The 25,399-nt window shown below is 67.6% G+C and carries 27 protein-coding genes; 15 read left to right on the top strand and 12 right to left on the bottom strand.

The window, feature by feature from the left end:
- The first annotated feature begins 68 nt into the window (after positions 1–68).
- Both rpsB and tsf read left to right on the top strand, forming a co-directional pair.
- The gene (rpsB, locus tag NM203_RS29315; protein ID WP_255064242.1) at positions 69–899 is read left to right on the top strand and encodes a 30S ribosomal protein S2; all 831 of its coding nucleotides are present in this window, start codon (positions 69–71) and stop codon (positions 897–899) included.
- Positions 900–931: 32 nt separating this feature from the next.
- A complete protein-coding gene (gene tsf / locus NM203_RS29310) occupies positions 932–1,747 on the top strand; it encodes a translation elongation factor Ts (protein ID WP_255064241.1) in 816 nt (271 codons plus the stop codon).
- Between the two features lie 70 nt (positions 1,748–1,817).
- On the opposite strand, the gene NM203_RS29305 is transcribed toward tsf, so the two are convergent.
- Positions 1,818–2,417 carry a hypothetical protein gene (locus tag NM203_RS29305; protein ID WP_255064240.1) on the bottom strand — a complete coding sequence of 200 codons (600 nt, stop codon included), beginning with the start codon at positions 2,415–2,417 and terminating at the stop codon, positions 1,818–1,820.
- A 44-nt stretch (positions 2,418–2,461) separates the two neighbouring features.
- On the opposite strand from NM203_RS29305, the gene NM203_RS29300 reads away from it, so the two are divergent.
- The 6 genes from NM203_RS29300 (at position 2,462) to NM203_RS29275 (ending at position 10,116) form a co-directional block, all read left to right on the top strand.
- Entirely contained in the window at positions 2,462–3,868 is a 1,407-nt protein-coding gene (locus tag NM203_RS29300) for an amidase (RefSeq protein ID WP_255064239.1), read from the top strand.
- A 178-nt stretch (positions 3,869–4,046) separates the two neighbouring features.
- Positions 4,047–5,207, top strand: coding sequence for an ABC transporter permease (locus NM203_RS29295; RefSeq protein WP_255064238.1), 1,161 nt, complete (start codon positions 4,047–4,049; stop codon positions 5,205–5,207).
- On the top strand, positions 5,204–5,770 hold the full coding sequence (locus NM203_RS29290; protein WP_255064237.1) for an ABC transporter permease: 567 nt from the start codon (positions 5,204–5,206) through the stop codon (positions 5,768–5,770). The genes NM203_RS29295 and NM203_RS29290 overlap by 4 nt, the downstream gene beginning before the upstream one ends.
- Before the next feature lie 3 nt (positions 5,771–5,773).
- Positions 5,774–6,511 (top strand): ABC transporter ATP-binding protein, encoded by a 738-nt coding sequence (locus NM203_RS29285; protein ID WP_408633435.1) that lies wholly within the window; start codon positions 5,774–5,776, stop codon positions 6,509–6,511.
- Between the two features lie 66 nt (positions 6,512–6,577).
- Entirely contained in the window at positions 6,578–8,104 is a 1,527-nt protein-coding gene (locus NM203_RS29280) for an APC family permease (protein ID WP_255064236.1), read from the top strand.
- Entirely contained in the window at positions 8,101–10,116 is a 2,016-nt protein-coding gene (locus tag NM203_RS29275) for a primary-amine oxidase (RefSeq protein WP_255064235.1), read from the top strand. The genes NM203_RS29280 and NM203_RS29275 overlap by 4 nt, the downstream gene beginning before the upstream one ends.
- Before the next feature lie 93 nt (positions 10,117–10,209).
- On the opposite strand, the gene NM203_RS29270 is transcribed toward NM203_RS29275, so the two are convergent.
- The 3 genes from NM203_RS29270 to NM203_RS29260 form a co-directional block, all read right to left on the bottom strand.
- Positions 10,210–10,632 carry a hypothetical protein gene (locus NM203_RS29270; protein ID WP_255064234.1) on the bottom strand — a complete coding sequence of 141 codons (423 nt, stop codon included), beginning with the start codon at positions 10,630–10,632 and terminating at the stop codon, positions 10,210–10,212.
- On the bottom strand, positions 10,629–11,060 hold the full coding sequence (locus tag NM203_RS29265; RefSeq protein WP_255064233.1) for a carboxymuconolactone decarboxylase family protein: 432 nt from the start codon (positions 11,058–11,060) through the stop codon (positions 10,629–10,631). The genes NM203_RS29270 and NM203_RS29265 overlap by 4 nt, the downstream gene beginning before the upstream one ends.
- Positions 11,061–11,210: 150 nt before the next feature.
- On the bottom strand, positions 11,211–11,624 hold the full coding sequence (locus tag NM203_RS29260) for a MarR family winged helix-turn-helix transcriptional regulator (protein ID WP_255064232.1): 414 nt from the start codon (positions 11,622–11,624) through the stop codon (positions 11,211–11,213).
- 45 nt (positions 11,625–11,669) lie between these two features.
- On the opposite strand from NM203_RS29260, the gene NM203_RS29255 reads away from it, so the two are divergent.
- Positions 11,670–12,338, top strand: a complete 669-nt coding sequence (locus tag NM203_RS29255) for a class I SAM-dependent methyltransferase (RefSeq protein ID WP_255064231.1) — start codon at positions 11,670–11,672, stop codon at positions 12,336–12,338.
- On the opposite strand, the gene NM203_RS29250 is transcribed toward NM203_RS29255, so the two are convergent.
- Both NM203_RS29250 and NM203_RS29245 read right to left on the bottom strand, forming a co-directional pair.
- The gene (locus tag NM203_RS29250) at positions 12,315–14,141 is read right to left on the bottom strand and encodes a sulfatase-like hydrolase/transferase (RefSeq protein WP_255064230.1); all 1,827 of its coding nucleotides are present in this window, start codon (positions 14,139–14,141) and stop codon (positions 12,315–12,317) included. The two genes, NM203_RS29255 and NM203_RS29250, sit on opposite strands and share 24 nt — an antisense overlap.
- A complete protein-coding gene (locus tag NM203_RS29245) occupies positions 14,134–14,580 on the bottom strand; it encodes an SRPBCC family protein (protein WP_255064229.1) in 447 nt (148 codons plus the stop codon). The genes NM203_RS29250 and NM203_RS29245 overlap by 8 nt, the downstream gene beginning before the upstream one ends.
- 98 nt (positions 14,581–14,678) lie before the next feature.
- Between NM203_RS29245 and pyrH the strand changes: the two genes are divergently transcribed.
- From pyrH to NM203_RS29230, 3 genes are read left to right on the top strand one after another with little or no spacing between them, the layout of a single operon-like run.
- A complete protein-coding gene (gene pyrH, locus NM203_RS29240; RefSeq protein WP_255064228.1) occupies positions 14,679–15,452 on the top strand; it encodes a UMP kinase in 774 nt (257 codons plus the stop codon).
- A complete protein-coding gene (gene frr, locus NM203_RS29235) occupies positions 15,449–16,006 on the top strand; it encodes a ribosome recycling factor (protein WP_255064227.1) in 558 nt (185 codons plus the stop codon). The genes pyrH and frr overlap by 4 nt, the downstream gene beginning before the upstream one ends.
- A 20-nt stretch (positions 16,007–16,026) precedes the next feature.
- Positions 16,027–16,869, top strand: a complete 843-nt coding sequence (locus tag NM203_RS29230; protein ID WP_255064226.1) for a phosphatidate cytidylyltransferase — start codon at positions 16,027–16,029, stop codon at positions 16,867–16,869.
- Here NM203_RS29230 and NM203_RS29225 read toward each other — a convergent pair.
- The gene (locus NM203_RS29225; protein WP_255064318.1) at positions 16,780–17,724 is read right to left on the bottom strand and encodes a DMT family transporter; all 945 of its coding nucleotides are present in this window, start codon (positions 17,722–17,724) and stop codon (positions 16,780–16,782) included. The two genes, NM203_RS29230 and NM203_RS29225, sit on opposite strands and share 90 nt — an antisense overlap.
- A gap of 170 nt (positions 17,725–17,894) precedes the next feature.
- Here NM203_RS29225 and NM203_RS29220 point away from each other — a divergent pair, with 170 nt between their 5' ends.
- Both NM203_RS29220 and rlmN read left to right on the top strand, forming a co-directional pair.
- Complete coding sequence (locus NM203_RS29220; protein WP_255064225.1) at positions 17,895–18,746, top strand: LysR family transcriptional regulator; 852 nt, start codon at positions 17,895–17,897, stop codon at positions 18,744–18,746.
- Between the two features lie 52 nt (positions 18,747–18,798).
- On the top strand, positions 18,799–19,851 hold the full coding sequence (gene rlmN, locus NM203_RS29215; protein ID WP_303625412.1) for a dual-specificity RNA methyltransferase RlmN: 1,053 nt from the start codon (positions 18,799–18,801) through the stop codon (positions 19,849–19,851).
- Here the strand turns inward: rlmN and NM203_RS29210 are convergent, their stop codons facing one another.
- From NM203_RS29210 to NM203_RS29200, 3 genes are all read right to left on the bottom strand, one after another.
- Entirely contained in the window at positions 19,852–20,259 is a 408-nt protein-coding gene (locus NM203_RS29210) for a nuclear transport factor 2 family protein (RefSeq protein WP_255064224.1), read from the bottom strand. It abuts the gene before it with no gap.
- The gene (locus tag NM203_RS29205) at positions 20,256–21,740 is read right to left on the bottom strand and encodes an aldehyde dehydrogenase family protein (RefSeq protein ID WP_255064223.1); all 1,485 of its coding nucleotides are present in this window, start codon (positions 21,738–21,740) and stop codon (positions 20,256–20,258) included. The genes NM203_RS29210 and NM203_RS29205 overlap by 4 nt, the downstream gene beginning before the upstream one ends.
- A gap of 63 nt (positions 21,741–21,803) precedes the next feature.
- Positions 21,804–22,346 (bottom strand): TetR/AcrR family transcriptional regulator, encoded by a 543-nt coding sequence (locus NM203_RS29200; RefSeq protein WP_255064222.1) that lies wholly within the window; start codon positions 22,344–22,346, stop codon positions 21,804–21,806.
- A 174-nt stretch (positions 22,347–22,520) separates the two neighbouring features.
- On the opposite strand from NM203_RS29200, the gene NM203_RS29195 reads away from it, so the two are divergent.
- A complete protein-coding gene (locus NM203_RS29195; protein ID WP_255064221.1) occupies positions 22,521–23,675 on the top strand; it encodes a CaiB/BaiF CoA transferase family protein in 1,155 nt (384 codons plus the stop codon).
- Here the strand turns inward: NM203_RS29195 and NM203_RS29190 are convergent, their stop codons facing one another.
- On the bottom strand, positions 23,676–24,494 hold the full coding sequence (locus NM203_RS29190) for a thioesterase family protein (RefSeq protein WP_255064219.1): 819 nt from the start codon (positions 24,492–24,494) through the stop codon (positions 23,676–23,678).
- A 2-nt stretch (positions 24,495–24,496) separates the two neighbouring features.
- Positions 24,497–25,312, bottom strand: coding sequence for an SMP-30/gluconolactonase/LRE family protein (locus NM203_RS29185; protein ID WP_255064218.1), 816 nt, complete (start codon positions 25,310–25,312; stop codon positions 24,497–24,499).
- Positions 25,313–25,399 lie beyond the last annotated feature (87 nt).

The raw sequence follows: 25,399 nt of genomic DNA, 5'->3' as shown, positions 1-25,399 counted from the left end.
AACAGACGCTAGGGCCAGGCATCACCCGATGCTCGGCGACAACCGACACAGAAGGACATCGGCTAACCATGGCTGTTGTAACCATGAAGCAGCTGCTCGACAGCGGCACCCACTTCGGGCATCAGACCCGTCGCTGGAACCCCAAGATGAAGCGGTTCATCTTCACCGACCGCAACGGCATCTACATCATCGACCTGCAGCAGACGCTGACGTACATCGACCAGGCGTACGAGTTCGTCAAGGAAACCGTCGCGCACGGCGGCAGCATCATGTTCGTCGGCACCAAGAAGCAGGCGCAGGAGTCCATCGCCGAAGAGGCGACGCGCGTCGGCATGCCGTACGTGAACCAGCGCTGGCTCGGTGGCATGCTCACCAACTTCTCCACCGTCCACAAGCGCCTTCAGCGCCTGAAGGAGCTGGAGAGCATGGAGCAGACCGGTGGCATGGAGGGACGCACCAAGAAGGAGATCTTGATGCTGACCCGTGAGAAGAACAAGCTCGAGCGCAGCCTCGGCGGTATCCGCGACATGGCCAAGGTGCCGTCGGCGATCTGGGTCGTCGACACCAACAAGGAGCACCTCGCGGTCAGCGAAGCCATCAAGCTCGGCATCCCGGTCATCGCGATCCTGGACACCAACTGCGATCCCGATCAGGTCAACTACCCGATTCCGGGCAACGACGACGCCATCCGCTCGGCCGCTCTGCTCACCAAGGTGATCGCCTCCGCGGTCGCCGAGGGTCTGCAGGCCCGCTCCGGTGCCGGCTCGAACAAGTCCGAGGCCGAAGCGGCCGAGCCGCTTCCCGAGTGGGAGCAGGAGCTGCTCGCAGGCGCGACGGCCGGTGCCCCCGCCGAGGCCGAGGCCGCTCCGGCTGCCGAGACCCCCGCGGAATCCTCGTAATCCTCACCAATCCTGAAAGAGGCGAAGAACACGTGGCGAATTACACCGCTGCCGACGTAAAGCGGCTCCGGGAGCTCACCGGCTCCGGGATGCTCGCATGCAAGAACGCTCTGGTGGAGGCGGACGGCGACTTCGACAAGGCCGTCGAACTGCTCCGCATCAAGGGCGCCAAGGACGTCGGCAAGCGCGCCGAGCGGGCAACGGCCGAGGGTCTGGTCGCGGCCAAGGGCGGCGCGCTCATCGAGCTGAACTCCGAGACCGACTTCGTCGCCAAGAACGCGGACTTCCAGGCGTTGGCGGACCTCGTCGTGGCGGCTGCCGCGGCGGCCAAGGCCACCGACGTCGACGCGCTCAAGGCCGCTGCGGCCGGCGACACCACGGTCGAGCAGGCGATCGCCGACCTGTCGGCGAAGATCGGCGAGAAGCTCGAACTCCGCCGGGTCGCCTACTACGACGGTGAAGTGGCCACCTACCTGCACAAGCGGTCGGCGGACCTGCCGCCCGCCGTGGGTGTGATCGTGGAGTACGCCGGCGGTGACGCCGACGTGGCACGCACGATCGCGCAGCAGGTCGCGGCCATGAAGGCCAAGTACCTGACCAAGGAGGACGTCCCCGCGGACCTCGTCGCCAGCGAGCGTCGAGTCGCCGAGGAGACCGCCCGCGAGGAGGGCAAGCCCGAGCAGGCTCTGCCCAAGATCATCGAGGGCAGGCTCACCGGGTTCTTCAAGGACGTCGTGCTGCTCGAGCAGCCCGCCCTGACCGAGGACAAGAAGACGGTCAAGCAGGTGCTCGACGCCGCGGGCGTGACCGTGACGCGGTTCGCCCGCTTCGAGGTCGGCCAGCCCTAAGCGTAGGAACGAGAACCCCGCGTCGTCCGGTTATCCGGAGGCGCGGGGTTTCTCTTATGCCCCAGGGGAGTCAGCGCAGTACCCGTTCCAGGATCGCGACGGCCGCGTCGCTCCGATCCGGGATGGACGCGAAGTCCTTGCCCTGCACCTCGACACTGACGAGCGCGTCGGCGCCGACCGCGATCGCGGAACTCTTGGTATCCGACGCCCACACCCGGCCCTTGTCGCCGACGTCGATGTCGCGCACCTCGGCTCCGCCGGCTTCACCCTCGCCGACCATCGACGCGATCTGCTCGTCGGCGATCAGGGTGGACCCGGACACGATGATCACGTCGTAGACGGCCCCGGTGTAGTAGCAACCACTGGCCACGATCATGCTGCCCCCGGCCGGTCCGCTGACCGGGGACCCGAGAAGCTCGCCGATATCACCCGATGCCGGGCATTCGAGATCGCCGACTCCGAGCGCGCTGGACACCTCGTTCGTCACGGCGCGGACGATGAGATAGCCGCCGATCCCGACGCCCGCGATGAGGACGACGACCACGGCAAGGACGGCGATCCAGATCCCGCGAGTCGACTTCCTCCTCGCCGCGGGGACAGCCGGCTGGGGTGGGTACCAGCGGCCGTCCGAGGCGCACCACCAGCCCGGCCCCTGCGGTCCACTCGACACCGTTCCACCATATGCGGCCACCGGTTACCGCTAACGTCGATCGGGTGACTCGAGTATCCGCTTTCACCGATGACGCGCTCGGAGATCTCGATGCGGTGGGCGTCGTCGACGCGCTGGCCGCGCGGCGCGTGTCGAAGGCCGAACTCGTCGAGGCCGCCATCGCGCGGACCGAACGAGTGAACCCGGAACTCAACGGTCTGGCCCACGAGGCGTACGACCGCAGTCGCCGCCGGGCGGCGGCACCGCGCCCCTACGGCGGCTACTTCGACGGGGTGCCCACGTACATCAAGGACAACGTCGCGGTGGCGGGCATGCCGCTGATGCAGGGCACCGACGCGTGGGAACCGCGGCCCGGCACCGCTGACGGCGACTTCGCCCGCGACTTCCTGGCGACCGGTGTGGTGCCGCTCGGTCGAACTCGTATGTCGGAGTTCGGATTCAGTGGCTCGGCCGAGCATCCGCGGCTCGGATCGGTGCGCAATCCGTGGAATCCGGAGTACACCGCGGGCGCGTCCTCGTCGGGGTCCGGGGCGTTCGTCGCGGCGGGTGTGGTGCCGATCGCGCACGCCAACGACGGCGGCGGATCGATCAGGATTCCCGCGGCGTGCAACGGACTCGTCGGCTTGAAGCCGTCGCGCGGACGGCTGCCGCTCGACCGGGAGACCAGGGCGATGCCGTTGCACATCGTGGCCAACGGTGTGGTCAGCCGCTCCGTGCGCGACACCGCGGCGTTTCTGCGCGAGATGGAGCGCGTCACCCCCAACCCCAAACTCCCGCCCATCGGTGACGTCCGCAGTCCCTCGGACGCGCGTTTGCGGATCGCCGTGTGCACGCAGTCGATCACGCGGGACGCGAGTCCCGAAGTCACCGAACTCACCCTCAAAACGGCGGCGCTGCTGGAGGAACTCGGCCATCACGTGACCACCATCTCCAATCCCGTGCCCGCACACTTCAAGGACGACTTCCTGTTGTACTGGGCGTTTCTCGCGATGGCGATCGTCCGCGGCGGCCGTCGGATGTTCGGCCCGTCGTTCGACCGCTCGAAACTCGACAACCTCACCCTCGGTTTGGATCGTGCGGCGGCGCGCAACCTGCATCGCGTACCGGCCGCCATCGCGCGGTTGGCGCGCAGTCGCCGCATCACCGCGGCACTCGGCAGGCAGTACGACGTGGTGCTGAATCCCACGCTGGCGGAGACGACTCCGCGGATCGGGCATCTGGATCCGACGGGTGATTACGAACAGATCATGGATCGGCTCATCGCGTGGGTCGGATTCACGCCGCTGCAGAACGCCACGGGGGATCCGGCGATCTCCCTGCCACTCGCGCGGTCGGCGGACGGACTGCCGGTGGGGATGATGTTCGCGACCACTGTCGGTCACGAGGCGCGGCTGCTGGGGTTGGCGTACGAGTTGGAGGACGCCGCACCGTTCGCCTCGTTACGAGCGTGACACGCGAATCCGACGATCGAATGTCGGTGACGTGGCGGCTTTTTCGCGCAGAGGTCCCGTTCCACCTACGAATTCCGTTGTCCCGGTGACACGACCCGTTAATCGGGGGCCCATCTAGTTAACCTGCCGGACACCGCCCATCGCCACGGGTGAAACACGGCGATCCCAACATCCGTATGTGCAGACCTCCGCGTCCACTCGAGCGCCGGCGATCGCGGCCGCCGAGTCGGGTAACACGCTTTCGTGCCTGGTGCGCTTCGCCCTGGCCAACATTCGGCGCAGACCGGAACGGTTCACGCTGTCCGTGCTGGGCATCGCGCTCGCGATTGCCTGCGTCACGATCGTTCGAACGATCTCCGCGAGCTTCGCCATCACCGGCGCCGACTCCGTCACCGACGTCCTCGGCGACGCGCAGCTGTGGGCCGTCCCCGCGGCGGGCGTTCAGTACGACGCAGGCGTGCAGGCACTCGTCGCCGAAGGGGCGGCGCCGACCGTCGTGATACCGGACGGCTGGCGCGCTGTACGCACCCTGTCCGGTATCACCGACATCGCCGGGGTGCCGGTGTCGCTGCGCGGTGTCGACGAGATCCCCTCCGATCAAGCACGATTCGGCTCCGGGCTGGCCGAACGCATCGGCGTCGCCGACGGTGACACCGTCAGCATCGGCGGCCGGAATTTGACCGCGGCGATCGACGGCTCGGGCCAGAGTGTGTGGGTGTCGACCTCGCTCGCGTCGTCGCTCGTCGGCGACCGCGGGTGGCTCACGGTGTACGCGCCGGACGGCCAGGAGAAGAGACGCGATCTCGGCAGCACGTTCAGTGCGGCCACGGGACTGCCCGCCACCTACGACCCCGCGGTGGTCCCCGACCCGAGCGGCCGCGGTCTGGTCTACGACCTCGTCGGCGGTAGCGGCCCGCTGACCTTCGATCAGGCCTACTCGGCACTGTTCTCCGGCAAGGTCACCAGCAGCACGCTCGGTCTGATCTCGATCATCGGCCTCGTGCTGGGCTTCGTCATCGCGCTGTCGTCGTTCCTCGCCGCCGTCGCCGAACGAAAGCGCGAGTTCGGCATCATGTCGAGCATCGGGTTGGCCGACGAGGTGCTGTACTTCTTCCTCGTCGAATCCGCGATCGTGTTCGTCACCGCCTACCTGGTCGGGGTCCTCGGCGCGGGTGCCGCTGTGGCACTGGTGATTCCGAGCATCGCCACCCCGACGGCGTGGTTGCAGGCCGCCGCGATGGTGGCGGCCTTCCTGCCCGCGATGGCGATCGTCGGGGCGCTCGTACCCGTGCACCGGTTGCTCCAGCAGCGACCGGTCGACCTCCTGGGGGACAGATGATCGGCAAGGGGCTCGCCTACGGATGGCTGTCGGCGCGGCGCCGCATCGGCGAGATGGTGCTGCCCGTGGTCACCACCGCCACCGGCGCCTTCCTCGTCGTCATCGTCTTCGGGATGTCGGCGGGTATCAGGGAGCAGTCCGCCACCCTCGGCCACGCTGACGAGATCGGCCGCGCCGTCGTGCTCATCGCGGTCACCGTGCTGCTCGTCGGCGTCGTGGAGGTGGCCGTCGCCACCACCCGCACGGTCGCGCACCGCACGCGGGAACTGGGAGTCCTGGGCGCTAACGGTATTCCGCGCAAACCCGTGATTCTCGCGCTGCTCGTCGAGCCGGTGGTGGCCGCCGTCCTCGGCGCGATCGTCGGCGTGGTCCTGGCGGCGCTCTGCGGGTGGATCGTCGGGGTCACGGGGCTGGCGCCCACGGGCGTCGCCGTCTCCGGCATCCTGATCGGCTCGGCCATCGCCGTCGTCATCAGCATCGCGGCCGCGCTGGCCACCAGCATCATCCCGACGTGGAACGCAGCGTCGCGGCCGCCCATTCGTTCGCTATCGGCAGGAGGCTAAACCGTGACCGCACTCGACGACACCACGGATGTTCCACTCACGGAGGAGACCCCGACGGCGGGTGCCACCGCACCCGTCATCGAGATCTCCGACGTGTGGAAGCTGCACAAGCTCGGCGACGAGGTCGTCAAGGCCCTCGTCGCCGTCGAACTCCAGGTCATGCCGGGGGAGTTCGTCTGCCTGATGGGCCCGAGCGGCAGCGGCAAGTCCACGCTGCTCAACATCATGGGCGGGCTGGACCGGCCGACGAAGGGCCTGGTGAAGGTCGCCGGCCAGGACACCGGGAAGATCTCCGAGAGCCAGTTCGCGGCGTTGCGGCACGACACCATCGGGTTCATCTTCCAGAGTTACAACCTGATCCCGTTCCTGTCGGCCGTGGAGAACGTGGAACTGCCGCTGATGTTCGAGCCCTACGACCGCAAGGCGTTGCGCAAGAGGGCGACCGAACTACTGGAACTGGTCGGGCTGTCCCACCGGATCAATCATCAGCCGACCAAGATGTCGGGCGGCGAGCAGCAGCGCACCGCCATCGCGCGGTCGCTGATCAGCGACCCGACCCTGGTACTCGCCGACGAACCCACGGCGAACCTGGACCACCGCACGGGGGAGACGGTGGTGCGCATGCTGCGCGACCTGTGCTCGACGCTCGGCGTCACCGTGGTCGCCAGCACTCACGATCCCACGGTGGCCGACGAAGCGAGCCGTGTCATCCGGATGAAAGACGGACAGATCGTCCAGTGATGAGCGCTTGCGCGAAGAGCAGAGAGCAGTAGTTCGATATCCCCTTCTCGAGTCGAAAGAAGTGACATGACAGCAGAACTCGACGCGACGCCGCCGGCGCCCGCCGATCGCGACAAACTCATGACCACGGAGTTGGTCCCCGAACAGATCCTGCCCAAGGTGATGAGCACGTTCGGCCTCACCGCCGCCTACGTGTTCATCATCTGCTGGATCACCGGCTCCTCGGTGATGGCCACCGGCGGGTGGACCGCCATCCCCATGTGGATCCTCGGCATCCTGACGTTCCTGATTCCCGCGGGCATGGCCGTCGTCGAACTCGGCAACCTGTGGCCGGGGCAGGGCGGTGTGTACATCTGGGCCACCAGGACCATGGGTGAAACGTGGGGCTTCATCGGCGGCTACCTGTCGTGGGTGCCGGTGATCCTCAACGCCGCGTCCTCGCCCGCCGTGGTGCTCTCGTTCCTGCTGCTGGCCTTCCACGGCGAGGTCGGCGTGATGACGAGCGTCATCCTGCAGCTGGTGATCCTCTGGGCCGTCATCGGTCTGGCGCTGGCCAAGCTCGCGGCGAACCAGAAGATCATGAACGTGGTGTTCGTGGTGTTCGGCGTCCTCGCGCTGACGATCTTCATCTGCGGCGTGCTGTTCGCGGTGAAGAACGGCTCGGCGACGCCGTTCAGCTGGTCGGAGGCGACCATTCCGAACTTCGCCGTGGCCGGCTTCCTCTACGGCACAGTGCTGCTGTACCTGCTCGGCGTCGAAACGCCGTACAACATGGGTGCGGAGTTCCTGTCGGTGCGCAAGAGCGGTCCGCGCATGATCCTGTGGGGTTCAGCGGCCCTGGTCGCCATCTACCTGCTGACCACGCTGGGCACGATGATGGCTCTGCCGTCCGACGAGATCGACGCCGTCACGGGTGTCATCGGCATGCTGGACGTCGCCGGGTTCCCCGGTCTGATGGAGGCCGCCGCCATCGTGCTGGCCCTGATCATCGTGGTGGCGCTGATGACCTACCAGGTGGCGTACTCCCGGCTGATCTTCGTGTCGGGCCTCGAGCGTCACCTCCCGCGGATCTTCACCCACTTGAACCCGCGTACCCGTAACCCGGTGTCCGCCATACTCATTCAGGGTGTGATCTCATCGCTGATCCTGGTCGGGTTGTACTCGCAGAGCAGCCTGGTCAACACGACGATCTTCCTGCAGGGCGGTTTGTCGACCGTGTGGCTGATCTCGGGCTTCTTCTTCCTGTTCCCCGTGATCATCGCGCGGAAGAAGTACGCCGATCGCTACGAGAACGAGACCTTCTGGCGGATCCCCGGCGGCATGGTCGGCGTGTGGATCACGGTGATCGTCGGCACCGTCGGCACCGTCGGCGGTATCTACTACTCGTTCGCCAAGTCGTGGCTCGAGAGCGCAGGTGTCGGCGACGCGGAGTGGATGAAGTGGGTCGGCACCATCAGCCTCGGGATGGTGGCGCTCGGCGTCGTCGTCTACTTCTTCGGACGGCGGTCGGCGCACAAGGTCAGCCAGGAGGACGCGCTCGCCCACCTCGCGGTGTTCGAGCTCGACAAGGATTCGGAGGAGACAGCCAAATGACGCTGGAGGACACCCTTCCGTCGACCATCGGCGACGGCACGACGCGGTATCCGCTCGATCCGCTCGACGGAGCGGAGATCGAGGCTGCAGCGGCGATCGTGATGGCGTCCGAGTACGCCACGCCGACATTGAAGTTCGTCATGATCCAGTTGGCCGAGCCCGCCAAGAACACCGGCTTGACCTTCGAGGGTGGGATCGACGTACCGCGGTGTGCGTTCGTCAGCATGTACGACGCGGCGGCCAAGATGATCTACGAGGCGGTTGTCGATCTGGGTGCCAGGGTCATCGACTCCTGGACGCCGATTCCCGGTCGATTCCCGTCGTACCTCGTCGAGCACATGACGGGGGTCGAGGAGAAGGTCCGCGAGGATCCGAGGTGGCAGCAGGCGATGCTCAAGCGCGGCGTCACCGACTTCAGCCTCGCGATGATCGATCCGTGGCCCGCGGGCTACTACGGCGCCCAGGACCACTACGACAACTCGGCGCTGATATGCCGGCCGTTGACGTTCATGCGCGCGGCGCCGTCGGAGCACGGCTACGCGCGTCCCGTCGAGGGCCTGATCGTCACGTTCGATCTGGACAGGATGGAGGTCCTCGACATCGAGGACCACGGCGTGGTGCCGTTGCCCCCGACGGCAGGCAACTACTCGCAGGAGTTCATGTTCGACGCGAACAATCGGCCGGCGTTCACCGAGTTCCGCGACGACGTGAAGCCGATCGAGATCACCCAGCCCGACGGACCGAGTTTCACCGTCGACGGGTGGAAGGTGCGGTGGCAGAAGTGGTCTCTGCGTCTCGGGTTCAACCCGCGCGAGGGCATCACGATCCACGAGGTCACCTACACCGACCGCGGCGAAACGCGTCCGATCCTGTATCGGGGATCGCTGTCGGAGATGGTGGTGCCCTACGGTGACACGGCGCCGACGCATTGGAACAAGAACGTCTTCGACATGGGCGAGGTCGGGATGGGCTTCTCGGCCAACCCGCTCACGCTCGGATGTGACTGTCTCGGCGAGATCCACTACTTCGACGGCACGGTCAACGACTCCAGCGGCAACGCGGTGACGATTCCCAACGCCATCTGCATGCACGAGGAGGACTTCGGAATCTCCTGGAAGCACACCGACTTCCGCACCGGTGAGGTCGAGGTGCGGCGGTCTCGGCGGCTGGTGGTCTCGATGATCTGCACGGTCGGCAACTACGAGTACGGGTTCTTCTGGTACTTCTACAACGACGCCTCGATCGAGGTCGAGGTGAAGTTGTCGGGTGTGTTGACCACGGGCGCCGTCGAGGTCGAACCCGGTGAGCAGCCGCGCTGGGGCAAGATGGTCGCCCCGGGCATCTACGGTCCGAATCATCAGCACTTCTTCAACTTCCGCCTCGACATGAGCATCGACGGCGCGGGAAACAGTGTCTACGAGGTGGATTCGATTCCGGAGCCGGACCCGGAGCTGAATCCGCATCACAACGCCTGGATCACCAGGGACACCCTGGTGGCGTCCGAGTCCGAGGGTGCACGCGACTGGAATTGGTCGACCGGACGGTACTGGAAGGTGACCAACCCGTCGAAGAAGAACGAACTCGGGATCCCGGTGGCCTACAAGCTGGTGCCCAAGGACGTCGTGCCGGTGATGGTGCAGGAGGGCTCCTACATCTACGACCGGGCGCGCTTCCTGCAGCACAACCTGTGGGTGACGAAGTACGACCCGGCGGAGAAGTTCGCCGCCGGTGACTACATGTACCAGTCCGCCGACGTGCAGGGCCTGCCTGAGTTCGTCGAGGGTGACGCACCGCTGGAGGACAGCGACGTGGTGCTCTGGTACACGCTGGGTGCGCACCACGTCGTCAGGCCCGAGGACTGGCCGGTGATGCCCTGTGCCTACACCGGTTTCCACCTCAAGCCGATCGGCTTCTTCGACGGCAATCCGGCCCTGGACCTGCCTCCGTCGCCCCCGAAGGCCTGTCACAGCCACGCCGGACTCCCCGTCGCCGACCGCGCCCTGGAGTCCTGACCTACAGCGGGTCCCCTCCCTCCGCGAGCGTGCGTGTCTGTACCGCGACACGCCGGTTTGCGTGGCAGTCCAAGCACGCTCGCGGGGGAGGTGTCAGGGTGTCGGCGCGCGCTGCGGCAGCAGCAGGGCGAGCGAGACGAGTAGCACCGTGCTCAGCGCGATCACGTTGAGCACCTGGTCGCGGGGCTCGTACATGTGCAGCATCTGCACGTGAAAGACCAAGTGCAGCAGGTTGAACACGGTCCACGCTCCCGCGGCGACGCGGACCAGCGTCGCGTTCGCGATGTAGACGAAGGCGCACACGCTCAACACCGTGAGGCCGAGATAGAAGGCCCCGACGTCCTTGACGAAGTGCTCGTTGTAGGGGCCCAACTGCGGCAGCCACCGCAGGCCCAGCCCCGGAAACGTGTCGTACCAGTGCTTCGGCGCGAAGTACGCCCATGAGCCGACGAGCACTCCCGTTACCGCGAGGAGCGCGAGCAGGATTCGGTGCACCGTCGTGCTGACCGCCGTCACGGCTGCACCGCGTAGTGGCTGGAGATCGCGATCCGATTGAACGCGTTGATGGCGATCGCCGCCCAGCGCAGCGCGGCCGCCTGCTCGGGGCTCACCGCCGACGTGTCGTCGTCGCGATGATCTGAGATGTGCGTGATCTCCTCGGCGATCGCGAGGGCCGCGCGTTCCTCGGCGGAGAAGTAGGACGTCTCCCGCCACGCGGGCAGTATCGCGATGCGGTCGATGCTCTCGCCCTTGTCCAGTGCGTCACGTGTGTGCATGCGCAGGCAGTATCCGCATCCGTTGAGTTGGGATGCCCGGATTCGCAGTAGTTCGAGCGTCAGCGGTGCGACGCCCGCGTCGAGCGCGGCTTTCTCAGCCTGCGCGCTGAGCGCGATCGTCGTCCGGTACGCCTCGGGCACCGCCGTGTTCAGCATCGGCCTCGCCATGGCTGTCGCCTCCATTCGCTGTCGAGTTCGCCTATCTGACGATATGGCGACCCGATACGTGACGGCTCGACGTCGCGAACGTGCGCGGACGTACACGATGACGCGGCGTGCCGCGGTACAGACACGCACGCTCGCGGAGGGGGGCGGGGGCTAGTTCAGGGCGGCGAGGAGTCGGCGCAGGTCGCGCTGATCGTCGTCGCAGAGCGGGGCGAGCGCACGCTTCTCGGCCGCGCGGATGCCGGGTTCGGTGCGCTTCAGTAGAGCGAGCCCGGACTTCGTGAGTTCGGCGGGCAGCGAGCGTCCGGAATCGACTGCCGCCGGCCGGGAGACCAGACCGCGGTCCTGCAGTCCGCGCACCACCATGTTCATCGCCTGCGGCGACACCATCACGTCGCGCGCGAGTTCGGCGTTCGAGCGGCCCGGCGACTTCGCGAGGATCCTCATGCAGATGTACTGGGGGAACGTCAGCCCGAGCGGATCGAGCGCCCCGGTCGTCACCTCGGCGCGCAGCGACGTCGTCAACCTGTGCAACAGGTACCCGAGCGGCTGATCGGCGTCGTTCATGTCAACAATATTGACATATATCAACTAGATTGATAAACCGGAGTCATGACCGACGATCCGAGCCGAGAGATGTTCGAAACCGCCTACCGAGGTGAGGCGCCCGAGATGAGCACCGGGGTCAAGCCCCCGTGGAGTATCGGTGCACCCCAGCCCGAGATCGCCGCACTGATCGACGCGGGCCGGTTCCACGGCGACGTGCTCGACGCCGGCTGCGGGGAAGCCGCCACGTCGATGTACCTCGCCGAGCGCGGCGTGGCGACCGTCGGGCTCGACCAGTCGCCGACCGCCATCGCACTCGCCCGCGCCGAGGCCGACCGCCGCGCCCTGGCAGGCGTCGAATTCGAGGTCGCCGACATCAGTTCGTTCACCGGATACGACGGGCGCTTCGGAACGATCGTGGACAGCACGCTTTTCCACTCGATGCCGGTCGAACTGCGTGAGGGTTACCAGCAGTCGATCGTCCGCGCCGCTGCGCCCGGCGCGTCCTACTTCGTTCTCGTCTTCGACCGCGCCGCGGTGCCTGCGGGCCCCGTCAACGCCGTCACCGAGCAGGAGTTGCGCGACATCGTCGGCCGGTACTGGGTGATCGACGACATTCGCCCCGCACGTATCCACGCGAACGTTCCCGACAGCCCGATGTTCGACGGCGTCCGCGACGAGGGTGACGGCCGCAAATCCATTGGTGCGTGGCTACTTTCGGCGCACCTCGGCTAGCACCCGAGCGGCCAGGCTGCTCAGGACGCCGCGCGCCGGACCCACCGGCGGGCGCCGCGCCACGTACGGCCACGGGTTGTTGCGCTCCGGCACCGCGGATGCCCGCTGTTCCTTGAGCAGCATTCGCAGGTGCGCACGCAGGTCGTGCAGGTCCGGATCCGACCAGCGATTCACGGCCTCGACGCCGTCGGCGCTCAGATCGTACAGCTCCCACTGGTCTTCGACCGGCTCGGTGCGATACGCGTCGCCGCCCATGCCGTTGGCCGCCAGATGCCGCACCCCCGGCTCCGTCCACGTGGCGGGATCGTCGAACGTCCGCACCAGCTTCCAGAGGTGTCCCGCGCCGCCGGGCGCATCCGCGTCGTCGACGCGAGCGACGAGCCCCTCGAAGTTCGCGGCGACGTGTGCCGGGATCCTGATACGCAGCGGCGCAGGCGGATTGACGGCCATCCCGAGTCCGCGCGCAGCAGCCGATGCGCCGGTGTCGCCTTCGAGGACGTTGTCGCGCGTCATGAGATACACGGCTCGGCCCGCGTCGGCCGGTGCCCCGTCGACGATCGGCATCAGGTTGACGCCCGGCAGCGGGTGCACCTCGGTGAACGACTCCGCGAGGGTCGCGGCCGCCGCGTCGACGTCGATGCCGGCTGCGCCCAGCAGCGTCGGCACCAGATCGACGTGCGACGTCGGGGCCGTCACCGTGCGGGGTTCCGTAGCGGCCGTGCCGACGCGGGCGATCACGAACGGCACCCTGGTGGCCTCGTCGTACAGGTTGAACCACTTCTGGTGCAGGCCGCCGTGCGCCCCCAGCAGCTCGCCGTGGTCGGACGTGCGCACCAGCACAGCGTTGGTGGAGCCGCCGTCGGTGACGGTGCGGCGCACGCGGTCCAGCGGACCGTCGACCTCCGCGTGCAGCCGGTAGTAGAGGTCGCGGTAGGCCTGCGCGTTGCGCTCGTAGATCCGTCCGATCGCGGGGGCGGGCCCGTAGCCGGAGTAGTACGCCTCCCGGAAGGCGATTTGCGCGGCGGGCTTGTCCCGCAGGTCCTCGTCGGCGGTGGGTGCGGCCGGGACGTGCGGCGGGTCGAGGTGTGACGGCTGCAGCGGACTGCGCCTCGCCCACGCCGGGAAGAGCACGATGTCGTGGGGGTTGACGAAGCTCGCCACCAAGAGGAACGGGCGAAGCGCGGCCTCGTCACCGGCCCGGCGGCGTTCATAGCGATCCGTGAGCCACGCGACGATGCGGTCGGCGAACAGCCCATCGCGGCGAAAACCGCTGTTGGCCATGGCCGCTCCGTGCGGCTCGGGGCCCACCCACCCGGAGAAGCCGTACGGGTTCAGCGGGTCGGCGTCGAGGTAGCGCTGCACGGCGGCGGGGTCGACGACACCCTCGTCGTCGTTGGTCGCCAGCGGGGCGCCGGTCACCGGGTCCTCGAGATCGGCGTGGCTGATGTGCCACTTGCCGTCGTAGTGCGTGTCGTATCCCGCGGTGCGGAACCAGTTACCCAGCGTGGGCACCTCACCGGGACGCAGCCATCGCAACCGGGAGTCGTCGTAGCGCTTGCCGATGCCGTCGGTCTGGGTGACGCCGTGCAGGTCCGGGTACTGGCCGGTGAAGATCGTCGGCCGACTCGGGACGCAGGCGAGTGATCCGGTGTAGTGCCGCGTGAAACCAACGCCGTGCTCGTCGAACCAGCGCCTGCCCGTCAGTGTCCTCTCGCGCCACGCGAGCACCTCGGTGGATTCGTAGGGCGGGGTCGCGCGTTCCTCGTCGGTCATGAGGATCACGATGTCGGGCCGCTCAGTCATGTCGGGACTCCATTCGTCGGATCAGTCCGGCGAGCATCTCGTCGGACGTCTTGGCCATGACGCGGCCGACGACGAGTTCAGTGGCGCGAGCGCGGGCGCCTCTGCCGCAGTCGATGGTGCTGGTGACGCTCACGACGGTGTCGGGTCCGGTCGTCGACAGCGTCCACCGGTTCGCCAGCCGGCCGAACCGCGCTGACAGGCCGTCGATGTCGTAGGCCAACGTGATCGGCGCGACGAATTCGGTGATCGTCTCGACCAGGACGTCGCGGCCCATCTGCACGCGGCGCGACGTCCCGGCCGGACTTTCGAGGCCGTGGTTGAGGATCGAGGAGTGGTCGCACCTGTCGACCCAGGAACTCAGTTCTCCGAAGTCGGCCAGAACGTCCCATACCGCTTGCTGTTCTGCGGGTACCGTCCTGCTGCGGGTGATGGCGGCCACGGATGAGATCCAACACCCACCGCCACCCTTTCGCTGCCCCGTTGCCGGAGTTTGGCAGGATTGGGGCAGTCGTTCGAACGTGAGGAGCCATGATGGCGGTGGGTACCGATGGCCCAGCGAGCCACAGCGCCCCGATCAGCCCGAAGTTCTCCCGCGTCGTGCTCAAGCTGGGCGGTGAGATGTTCGGCGGCGGCCAGGTCGGGTTGGACCCCGACGTCGTCGCGCTGGTAGCGCGCCAGATCGCCGAGGTCGTCCGCAGCGGCGCCCAGATCGCCGTCGTCATCGGCGGGGGCAACTTCTTCCGCGGCGCCCAGTTGCAGCAGCGCGGCATGGAGCGCACCCGCTCGGACTACATGGGCATGCTCGGTACCGTCATGAACAGCCTTGCGCTGCAGGACTTCCTGCAGAAGGAGGGCATCGACACCAGAGTTCAGACCGCCATCACGATGGGACAGGTCGCCGAGCCCTACATCCCGCTGCGTGCGCGCAGGCACCTCGAGAAGGGGCGCGTCGTGATCTTCGGCGCGGGCATGGGGCTGCCCTACTTCTCGACCGACACCACCGCGGCGCAGCGCGCGCTCGAGATCGGCGCCGAGGTCGTGCTGATGGCCAAGGCCGTCGACGGCGTGTACACCGACGATCCCCGCACCAATCCGGACGCCGAACTGCTGACGCACATCACCCACCGTGAGGTCATCGACCGGGGCCTGCAGGTCGCCGACGCCACCGCGTTCAGCCTGTGCATGGACAACAACATGCCCATTCTGGTGTTCAACCTGCTCACGGACGGAAACATCGCACGGGCGGTCGCGGGTGAGAGGATCGGAACACTGGTCACCACGGACGGCCCGAAGAACAAGGAGACACCGTGATCGACGAAACCCTCTTCGACGCCGAGGAGAAGATGGAGAAGGCCGTCTCGGTGGCCCGCGACGATCTGGCCTCGATCCGCACCGGGCGGGCCAACCCCGGCATGTTCTCGCGGATCAACATCGAGTACTACGGTGCGATGACGCCCATCACCCAGCTCTCGAGCATCAACGTGCCGGAGGCCAGGATGGTGGTGATCAAGCCCTACGAGGCGAATCAGCTCAAGAGCATTGAGGATTCGATCCGCAACTCCGATCTCGGGGTGAACCCGTCCAACGACGGCACCGTCATCCGGATCAACATCCCGCAGCTCACCGAGGAGCGCCGCCGCGACCTCGTCAAGCAGGCCAAGGGCAAGGGCGAGGACGCGAAGGTGTCGGTGCGCAACATCCGTCGCAAGGCGATGGAGGAGTTGGCCCGCATCAAGAAGGACGGTGAGGCCGGCGAGGACGAGGTCGGCCGGGCCGAGAAGGAGCTCGACAAGTACACCTCGACGTACACGACGCAGATCGACGAGCTCGTCAAGAACAAAGAAGGCGAGCTGCTCGAGGTCTAGCGACCCCGGCATCGACACCCGTGACCACGGAACCTGCTAAAAAGAAATCCCGCGCGGGCCGGGATCTGCCTGCCGCGATAGGGGTGGGCGTTCTGCTCGGCGCCATGGCGATCGGCACCCTGCTGTTCAAGCCGATTCTGTGGCTGCCGCTGCTGGCCGTGGCCATGGCGATCGCCACGCACGAGGTCATCCGCCGGCTCTCCGAGCACGGCTACGCGCTGCCGACCATTCCGTTGCTGCTGGGCGGCCAGGCGATGATCTGGCTCACGTGGCCGTTCGGCGCCAACGGGATGCTCGGCGCGTACGGTGGCACCGTCGTCGTCTGCATGGTGTGGCGGCTGGTCGGACACGGGCTGCGCGAACAGCCGGTCAACTATCTGCGCGACATCTCGGCGACGGTCCTGCTCGCCACCTGGGTGCCGTTCTTCGCCGCCTTCACCGCGCTACTGATCTTCGCCGACCACGGTGGCGTGCGCGTGTTCACGATCATCGTCACGGTCGTGTTCGCCGATATCGGCGGCTACGTGGCGGGCGTGCTGTTCGGGAAGCACCTGATGGCGCCCGCGATCAGCCCCAAGAAGTCGTGGGAGGGGCTGGGCGGTTCGCTGCTGTTCGGCATAGGGGCGGCGGTGCTGAGCGTCACCTTGCTGCTGGAGAAACCCTGGTGGGTGGGCGTGCCGCTGGGGTTGATGCTGGTGATCACCGGGGTGCTCGGCGACCTCGTCGAGTCCCAGGTCAAACGCGATCTGGGCATCAAGGACATGGGGACGCTGCTACCGGGCCACGGCGGCATCATGGACCGCATCGACGCGATGCTGCCGTCCGCGGTGGCGGGCTGGATCGTCCTGACCATTCTCGCCTGAGCGCTTGCGGCCCGACCGCGCATTCAGCCAGCAGGCCAGTGCACCCAGCACCAGTCCGGCGGCCACGCCGATGTCGACGTGCTCGCCGAGCATCAGCCAGGAGAGCACGCCCGCGACAGCGGGGATCAGGCAGAACAGCATCGCGACGGCCGATGCGCCGTGCAGGTTGATCGCGCGGACGTAGAGCGAGACGCCCAGCGTCGCGTTCAGCAGCACCACACCGGCCACGGCGAACACCGCCTTCGTGGCGTCGTGGACGACGAACGGCGTCGTCAGCGCGAGCACCAGTGCGGGCACGAACGCCACGGCGTTCTGCACGGCCGTCGATGCGCGGAAGTCGACGTCGGCGCAGAAGCGCTGTTGATAGACGCCGCCAGCCGCGATGCCGACCAGGGCGATCAGCAGCAGGAGCACGGCGGCATCGACCCCGCCCTCGGCGACCAATCGGCTTGCGCACGCCGCGAGTACGGCGGCCACCCCCAGCACCAGTGCGACGACGCGGCCCGGCGTGAGGCGATCGCGCAGGAACGCCGCGGCGAGCACGCCGGTCGCGACGGGGTTCATCGCGATGACCACCGCGCACAGCACCGCGGGGGCGCCGTGCTGGATCGCGTAGTACAGGGCGCAGAACTGCACCGCCTGCATGAGCAGACCGGCGACCGCGACGTGCGCGAGCTTGCGACCGGTCGGCCAGCCCGCTTTCGACACAAGCGCCCACACCCCGAGGATCGCCCCGGCGAGACCGAACCGGAACGCCAGCACCGCCATGGGCGACATCGCGTGCACGGCCATGTTGCCGATCGGGTAGCCGAGTGCGTAGAAGAACGTCACGGTGGACGCGGTCCTCAGCGGCATGCGAATGGGGGTCACCCGACCATGCTGTCGGCGGGCCCGCGTGCCGGTCCAACGAATTTCGGCGATCGCAAACGATCGCACCTGCTTATCGAATACCGCGGGCGCCCTGAGGGTCACAGCCGATGAGCGCGGATTTTGATCGTCTGTACTGATCAGAGTATCTTGGCGCCATGGCTCAGGCGCTCGACATCGCGCCGCTGCGCAGCGTCGTGGCGGTGGCCGACTGTGGTGGATTTCACCGAGCCGCCAGCGTTCTGCACCTGACCCAGTCCGCCGTCAGCCAGCACGTCCGCCGGGTCGAGGCCGTCGTCGGCGGGCCCGTCGTCGAACGATCCGGACGCGGAGTCGCCTTCACCGAACTCGGACACCGCGTGCTGGCGCACGCGCGCACCATCCTGGCCGCCCACGACACCGCCCTCGCCGACCTCGGAGCGGCCGAGGAGCGGGTGCTGCTGATCGGCGCGACCGAGCACGGCGCCGACGTCATGCTGCCGGGGCTGACCAGCGCGCTGGGGGAGCGGCTGCCCGACTGGCGGCTGCGCTTCCGATTGGACCGCAACGTGATGCTCGCCGACGCCATCGAACACGGCGTCGTCGATTTGGCGGTCATGCTGGACGGCTCGGGGCTCGATCCTGCCAATGCATCGGGAATGGTTGCGCTGAAATGGATTTCGGGACGCAGCTTCTCCGTCCCCGCCAACGAGCCGCTCCCCGTCGTGATGTTCTCGGAGCCGTGCACGTTGCGCGAGCCGACCTTCTCGGCGCTCGACCGCATCGGCGTGCCCTACCGCATCGTCGCCGACAGCTCGGATCTGTCCGGGTTGTTCGCCGCGGTGCGCTCGGGTCTGGGTGTGGCGCTGCTGCCGATGATCGGCCGCCTTCCCGACGGGCTGTGTCTCGCCGAGGGGCTGCCTCCCGCCAGTCGCGCGTCGGTCTTCGTCCGTGGCAGGGCGGGCGCCGACGCCGACGTGCTGGCCGCCGTGGACTGCGCCGTCCGCGACGTGTTGAGCGAACAAGCCTGATACTGGAGCAATCGTGAATCTGCCATTGGTCTTCGAAGCGCCGCGCCGGGGTATGCCGCCGCGGCACTTCGCCGACCTCGACGACGACGCCCAGACGGCGGCGGTTACGGAACTGGGACTGCCGGCGTTTCGCGCCAAGCAGTTGGCCAACCAGTACTTCGGCAGGCTGATCGCCGATCCTCAGCAGATGACCGATCTGCCCGCAGGCGTGCGCGGTCAGGTCGCCGAGGCGCTGTTCCCCACCCTGCTATCGGTGGTCCGTTCGATCGCGTGCGACGCCGGCGAAACCCGAAAGACGCTGTGGCGCGCGGGCGACGGCACGACGTTCGAGTCGGTGCTCATGCGCTACCCGCAGCGCAACACAGTGTGCATCTCGTCCCAGGCCGGGTGCGGAATGGCCTGCCCCTTCTGCGCCACCGGTCAGGGCGGGCTGAAGCGGAATCTGTCGACGGCCGAGATCCTCGAGCAGGTGCGAGCCGCGTCGGCGACGATGCGCGACGCACATGACGGCCGCCTCTCCAACATCGTCTTCATGGGCATGGGCGAACCGCTGGCCAACTACCAACGCGTGCTGACCGCCGTTCGGAGAATCACCGCACCGCCGCCGCACGGCTTCGGCATCTCGGCGCGCTCGGTCACGGTGTCGACCGTGGGACTGGCGCCGGCCATCCGGAAGCTGGCCGACGAGGAACTCGGCGTCACGCTCGCGGTGTCGCTGCACACCCCCGACGACGAACTCCGCGACACCCTGGTGCCGGTCAACAACCGGTGGCGGGTCGGCGAAGTCCTGGACGCCGCGCGGTACTACGCCGACAAGACCGGCCGTCGGGTGTCCATCGAGTACGCGCTCATCCGCGACGTCAACGACCAGCCGTGGCGCGCCGACATGCTCGGCAGGAAGCTGCACGCCGCGCTGGGTCCGCTGGTGCACGTGAACCTGATCCCGCTCAACCCGACACCGGGTAGTGAGTGGGATGCCAGCCCCAAGCCGGTGGAGCGCGAGTTCGTCAAACGCGTGCGCGCGCACGGCGTGTCCTGCACGGTCCGCGACACCAGGGGGCGCGAGATCGCCGCGGCCTGTGGCCAATTGGCCGCCGAGGGCTAGCTAACTCCCCGGCTTGCCCACGAACCACACGTTCTCCTCGACGAGCCGTCGGCTGCGCCAGCCGTCCGGCGTGTGAATCAGCTCGTGGTGGTAATAGCCCCCGCAGGAGGACGTCTCGGCCATGCCGGGCAGCTGCATCGGGTTGTAGAACATCGCGCGCACCGTGGCCCGGTCCTCGGTGGCGGCCAGCACCTCGATGTTGGTGATGTAGTGCATGCTCCACGGGATGGTGCCGAAGCCCGCGCTGAGTTGCGCGACGACCTCGTCAACCGAACCCGTCGCGAAACCCGCTGAGCTGTAGTCGATGTGGGCGTCATCGGTGAACACCGACCGGTAGAGCTCCCAGTCCTTGGTGTCGACGGCGCGAGCGTAGCGGTACAGCAGCGAGGGGATCTCGGGATCACTCACTCGGGCATGCCGATGGTCTTCGCGGCGAGGTACTCCTTATGGCCCTCGTCGCCGTTGCGGTACCCCAGTCCGCTCTGCTTGGTGCCGCCGAACGGGCTGCCGATGCCGAAATGGCTCTTGCCGTTGATGGTCACGTTGCCGGTGCGCATCCGGGTGGCGACGGCGAACGCGCGGTCGAGATCGCCGCCGGACACCTCGCCGGATAGGCCGTAGATCGAGTTGTTCGCGATCGCGACGGCCTCGTCGTCGGTGCCGTAGGGGATGACCGCGAGCACGGGCCCGAAGACCTCCTCCTGCGCGATCTCGCTGTCCGGGTCGACGTCCGCGAGCAGGGTGGGCTGGGTGTAGTAGCCGACGGGAAGGTGCTCCGGCACGCCGCCTCCGGTTACCAGTCGAGCGCCCGCCTCGACGGCGCGGTTGACCAGGCCCAGTACCTTCTGCCGCTGTGTCTCGCTGATCTGCGGGCCCTGCATGTTGCCGGGCGTCCACGGATCGCCGATGGGAAAGCCCTCCATCATCGTCTTCAGAACCTCGATGCCCTCGTCATAGCGATTGCGCGGCAACAGGATCCGCGACGGCAGGATGCAGGACTGCCCCGACATCACACACGCCATCATCGCCGCCAACGGCAAGGTCGAGCTGAAGTCGGCGTCGTCGAGCACGATGTGCGCCGACTTGCCGCCGAGTTCGAGCAGCGTCTTCTTGACCGTCGGTGCGCCGGCGGCCAGAATCGCCCGGCCCGTCGCGGTGGACCCGGTGAAGGTGATCATGTCCACTCGAGGATCGCTGCTCAGCGCGGCGCCCACTTCGTTAGCATTCGAGGTAACGACGTTGAACACACCGGGCGGGATGTCGGTCTCCTCGGCCACGATGCGGCCGTACTCGCTGCCCGACCACGGGGTCAGCTGAGCGGGCTTGAGCACGACGGTGTTTCCCGCCATCAGCGCGGGCACCGTTTCGGCCACGTTGAGGTAGAACGGCACGTTCCACGGCGTGATCGCCCCCACCACACCGACCGCCTCGTAGTGGATCTTGCGCCGCGCCGGCCCCAGCGGGGTGTCGTGCACCCCGTTGTCGACGAGGTACTCGAAGTGCTTCCCGTGGTCGGCCCAGTGCTTGACCTCCTCGATGGGGCTCTCGATCTGGGAGCCCGACACGGTGACCGGGCACCCGACCTCGGTGATGAGCACCCGGCGCAGCCGCTCCTTATTGCGCTCGAACGCGTCGTGCAGCTGCGTCAGGCAGTGGTAGCGGAAATCGAGGTCGCGCGACCAGTCGGTCTCGTCGAACGCGCGCCGCGCGGCACCCACCGCCCGCGCCATGTCGTCGACGGTGCCGTCCACCGCCTGGCCCACAATCTGTTCGCTGGCCGGGTGGACGACGTCGAACGACGCCCCGCTGCCCGTGTGCTGAAGCTCGCCGTCGATGAGCATCCGCTCGTCGCCGGCCAACACGCCCGTATCGTCCTGCACGCTAGTCATGTGCTCAGCATTACAAAGCGGGGCGGCAGTGTCAGCCCCTTGGATGAATTCGAGCCGACCTAACTATTTGATGCCGACCGCGTGGCGCAGCTGGGCGAGGAAGTCGTCGTCGTCATCGCTGCGCACGATGTAGTGCGACACCGCGACGCGGATCGCGGTGGCGGCCTTCACGGCGGCGTTGGGGCCGGTGAGCAGCCGGAGCAGGCGAGCGCGCATGAGCGGGATCACCTGCTCGAGCTGGACGATGACGACCTCGGGCTCGATGTCGATGAGCCGCACCCCCGAGTACGACTGCTGGTAGGCGACGATGAATCTCAATGCGGCGTCGAGCTTCTCGGTGCCGCGCAAACCCGCGGTCGCGGCACTGATGCCGCTGTCGAACATGTCGCGCTCGTAGCGGCCGAACCCGTCGAGGAGTTCCTGCTTCGACGAGAACCAGCGGTAGAGAGTCGGTCTGGACACGCCGGCCTGCAGCGCCACCTCGGACAGGCTGAGCTTCGTCTGTCCGCTGCGTCCGAGCACCTCCGCGGTCGCGGCGAGGATGCGGGTGCGGGTCGACGAGTCCTCGCCGTCACCGCCCCGACCGGCAGCAAGCGGTTCGTTCACAGGACGATGGTAAGCCGCCTTGCTCATATCGCCCGCCCGCCGAGCCGAATGGAGTGGGGGAGCCGAACGGTCACACCGCGCCTCCTAGGCTTGACGTTCGTGGACGATCCTGCGTTGACTTTACAAAATCTTTGAGATTGTAATGCGGATTGGTGAAACCGAAAGGCGGTGTCCGTGGCCGGACCGATGGCGGGTGTCAAGGTCGTCGAACTGGGGGTCTGGGTCGCGGGTCCCGCCGCGGCTGGAATCCTCGCCGACTGGGGCGCCGACGTCGTCAAGATCGAGCCGCCCGCGGGTGACCCGGCGCGCATGTTCGGCCGCATGCTCGGCCTCGCCGAGGAGAACCCGCCGTTCGACATGGACAACCGCGGCAAGCGCAGCGCGGTGCTCGATCTCGCCACCGACGACGGACTGACCGCCGCACGGGGGCTGCTCGCGGCCGCGGACGTGTTCATCACCAACGTTCGGCCGGCCGCGCTGCACAGGCTCGGCCTCGACTACGACACGGTGTCGGCTGCCAACCCGCGGCTGGTCTACGGGTTGATCACGGGCTACGGCACGGAGGGGCCCGATGCGGACCGGCCCGCCTACGACGTCGCGGCGTTCTGGGCGCGCGCGGGCATCGCGAGCCTCTTGACCCGGCCAGGGCAGAGTCCACCGTTTCAGCGAGGCGGCATGGGCGATCACTCGGCGGCGATGACGCTGGTGGCCGCGGTCTGCGCGGCCCTGGTCTCACGCGCGACCAGCGGTGCGGGCCAGCTGGTCACGACGTCGCTGTACCGGCAGGGCGCCTACACGACGAGCTTCGACCTCAACACCCTTCTGGCGACCGGACATTCGGTGGCGATCGGTCAACGCGAGACCATGGGCAACCCGTGCATGAACAACTACTCGACAGCCGACCACCGCTCGTTCTGGATCGTCGGATTGCAGGGCGACCGGCACTGGCCGCCGCTGTGTCGTGCGGTGGATCGCGAGGATTGGCTGTCCGATCCGCGCTTCGACTCGGCGCGTGCCAGGGCGGTGAACGCCGAGGAGCTGATCCGCGAGTTGGACGCCGTCTTCGCGACGAGGACGCTCGACGAGTGGGCGGCGGTGTTCGCAGCCGAACCGGACTTCTTCTGGTCGCCCATCAACACGATGGACGACGTGCTCGCCGACGAGCAGTTCCACAGCGCCGGCGGTATCGTCTATGTGCCGGAAGGGGATTCGACGATACCCATGGTCGCGACCCCCGCCGACTTCCACGGCACTCCGTGGGCGCCACGCTCCGGAGTGCCCGCGCTCGGCCAGCACACCGACGAGGTGCTCGCCGAGCTGGAGACCTGACTAGGTCTTCGACGGGCGGGGTCGCAGCAGCACCGATTGCTGGATGCTCCCGATCGCGGCGACCTCGTCGAACAGCGTCCCGATCGTCGTCCCAACACCGTCGGGACCGTAGTTCGTCTCGGCGCGGATGCCGATCCACTCACCCTGCGGGATGCGGTGTACGTGCACCACCAGGTCGGTGTTCATGAACGTCCAGGCGCGGATGTCAATCTTCGTACCGATGCCGTTCGCGTCGTCGGCGACGGTGAACAGCCGCTCCAGCGGAGTCAGCGTCTCGCCCTTGACCAGGTCGACCACCGGCTTGATCCACGATTCACCGGCGCCCGGCGACATCGGCTCGGTCAGCCAGCGCCAGTCGAGGCTGTGCACGTAGTTGCGGTCCCAGTCCTTGGACATGTTCCGGTTGACGGCTTCCGACAGCGGGCGCAGCGGCGGCGCCGACGCGTGCTGCAGCGCCGACGTGTCGAGGGTCGCCAACCGCCACCCGCTCGCCCTGGCCACCGGGCGGGGCGAGCCGTCCGGACCCTGTGCCAGCAGTTCCGCTGATACCAGCTCGATCTGCTTGCCGGAGCGCTCCTTCGTCGCCCGCACCCACAGGTCGCCTTCGGCGGGCACGGGTCCCAACAGGTCGATCAGCACCCGACTCAGTCGGGTGTCGTCGCGCTGCTCGCAGCGTTCCAGCGCCCGCACCAGCAGGGCCGACGGGGGAGCGCCGTGTTGGATGGCCGCCGTCCACGTGCTGCGCACCAGATCGGTGGCGTGGAACCGCTCGCCGAGGGCGTCGTCGACGTCGAGGAGTTCGTAATAGGAATCCGACACTCTCAGAAACCTCCCGCGGCGGGCACGTCGACGATCACGGCGTCGAGCCGCGAGCCGTTCGTGCCGACCAGTCGTTCCGGATACGCGTCGGTGCTCGACAGCACGAACAGCGTCCTGCCCTCGGGTCCGCCCAGTGCGCAGGCGATCGCCATCCGTTCGCCGATGTCGACGCGATGGGTGACCTCGCCGCCATCCAGCACGCGCACGAAGGCGTTCGCCAGCACCAGGGACGTCCACACCCCGCCCTCGGCGTCGGCGGCGAGTCCGTCGGGCGGGCCCTCCAACCCGTCGGCGAAGAGCCTGCGATCGGAGAGGTTTCCGTCGGCGTCGACGTTGAAGGCGGTGAGTCGACGCGCGGTCGACTCGGCGACGACGAGTGTGCGTCCGGCGTCGACGAGCACCATGCCGTTGGGGAAGTGCAAGTTCTCGGCCACGACGGTCACACCGCCGTCCGGATCGACCCGCACGATGACGCCGCCGTCCCTGGCCTGCGAACCGACGTACGCGCGCCCGAGGTCGTCGACGACCATGTCTCCCAGGTCGGCGGGCACCACGTCGGCCAGATCGGCGATCGTCTGGACCGCGTCGCCGTCGTAGCGCAGCAGTGCACGCTTTTTCGTCGATGCGATCAGCAGTGAACCGTCGGGCCGGAACCCGAGGCCGGACGGGGCGTGCCCCGGCAGCGGCAGGGTCGACATCTCACCGGCCAGCGTGACGGTGTGCACCGCCTCGCCGAGCATGTCGGAGAACCACACCAGGCCCTCGAACCACCGAGCGCCCTCCCCGAAACAGAAGCCGTCACACACCGGCTCGGTCATCGGCTGGATCATCCCCGGGGTCGCGTTCGCACCTTTACAAAACACGGCATAAGTGTCACGCTCGCTAGGTGTCAGTGTCAACCACGA

This window comes from Mycolicibacterium arenosum, from assembly GCF_024320865.1.
GTDB classification, from domain to species: Bacteria; Actinomycetota; Actinomycetes; order Mycobacteriales; family Mycobacteriaceae; genus Mycobacterium; species Mycobacterium arenosum.
This window is presented reverse-complemented; position numbering and strand designations above follow the sequence as displayed.

What these genes read in the sequence shown, in the direction of transcription:
- NM203_RS29275 (WP_255064235.1), top strand. Translation starts at nt 8,101, where the DNA reads ATGACGCTGGAGGACACCCTTCCGTCGACCATCGGCGACGGCACGACG.
- NM203_RS29185 (WP_255064218.1), bottom strand. Translation starts at nt 25,312, where the DNA reads ATGACCGAGCCGGTGTGTGACGGCTTCTGTTTCGGGGAGGGCGCTCGG.
- NM203_RS29250 (WP_255064230.1), bottom strand. Translation starts at nt 14,141, where the DNA reads ATGACTGAGCGGCCCGACATCGTGATCCTCATGACCGACGAGGAACGC.
- NM203_RS29290 (WP_255064237.1), top strand. Translation starts at nt 5,204, where the DNA reads ATGATCGGCAAGGGGCTCGCCTACGGATGGCTGTCGGCGCGGCGCCGC.
- NM203_RS29255 (WP_255064231.1), top strand. Translation starts at nt 11,670, where the DNA reads ATGACCGACGATCCGAGCCGAGAGATGTTCGAAACCGCCTACCGAGGT.
- NM203_RS29220 (WP_255064225.1), top strand. Translation starts at nt 17,895, where the DNA reads ATGGCTCAGGCGCTCGACATCGCGCCGCTGCGCAGCGTCGTGGCGGTG.
- NM203_RS29260 (WP_255064232.1), bottom strand. Translation starts at nt 11,624, where the DNA reads ATGAACGACGCCGATCAGCCGCTCGGGTACCTGTTGCACAGGTTGACG.
- rlmN (WP_303625412.1), top strand. Translation starts at nt 18,799, where the DNA reads ATGCCGCCGCGGCACTTCGCCGACCTCGACGACGACGCCCAGACGGCG.
- NM203_RS29205 (WP_255064223.1), bottom strand. Translation starts at nt 21,740, where the DNA reads ATGACTAGCGTGCAGGACGATACGGGCGTGTTGGCCGGCGACGAGCGG.
- NM203_RS29225 (WP_255064318.1), bottom strand. Translation starts at nt 17,724, where the DNA reads ATGCCGCTGAGGACCGCGTCCACCGTGACGTTCTTCTACGCACTCGGC.
- NM203_RS29265 (WP_255064233.1), bottom strand. Translation starts at nt 11,060, where the DNA reads ATGGCGAGGCCGATGCTGAACACGGCGGTGCCCGAGGCGTACCGGACG.
- rpsB (WP_255064242.1), top strand. Translation starts at nt 69, where the DNA reads ATGGCTGTTGTAACCATGAAGCAGCTGCTCGACAGCGGCACCCACTTC.
- NM203_RS29280 (WP_255064236.1), top strand. Translation starts at nt 6,578, where the DNA reads ATGACAGCAGAACTCGACGCGACGCCGCCGGCGCCCGCCGATCGCGAC.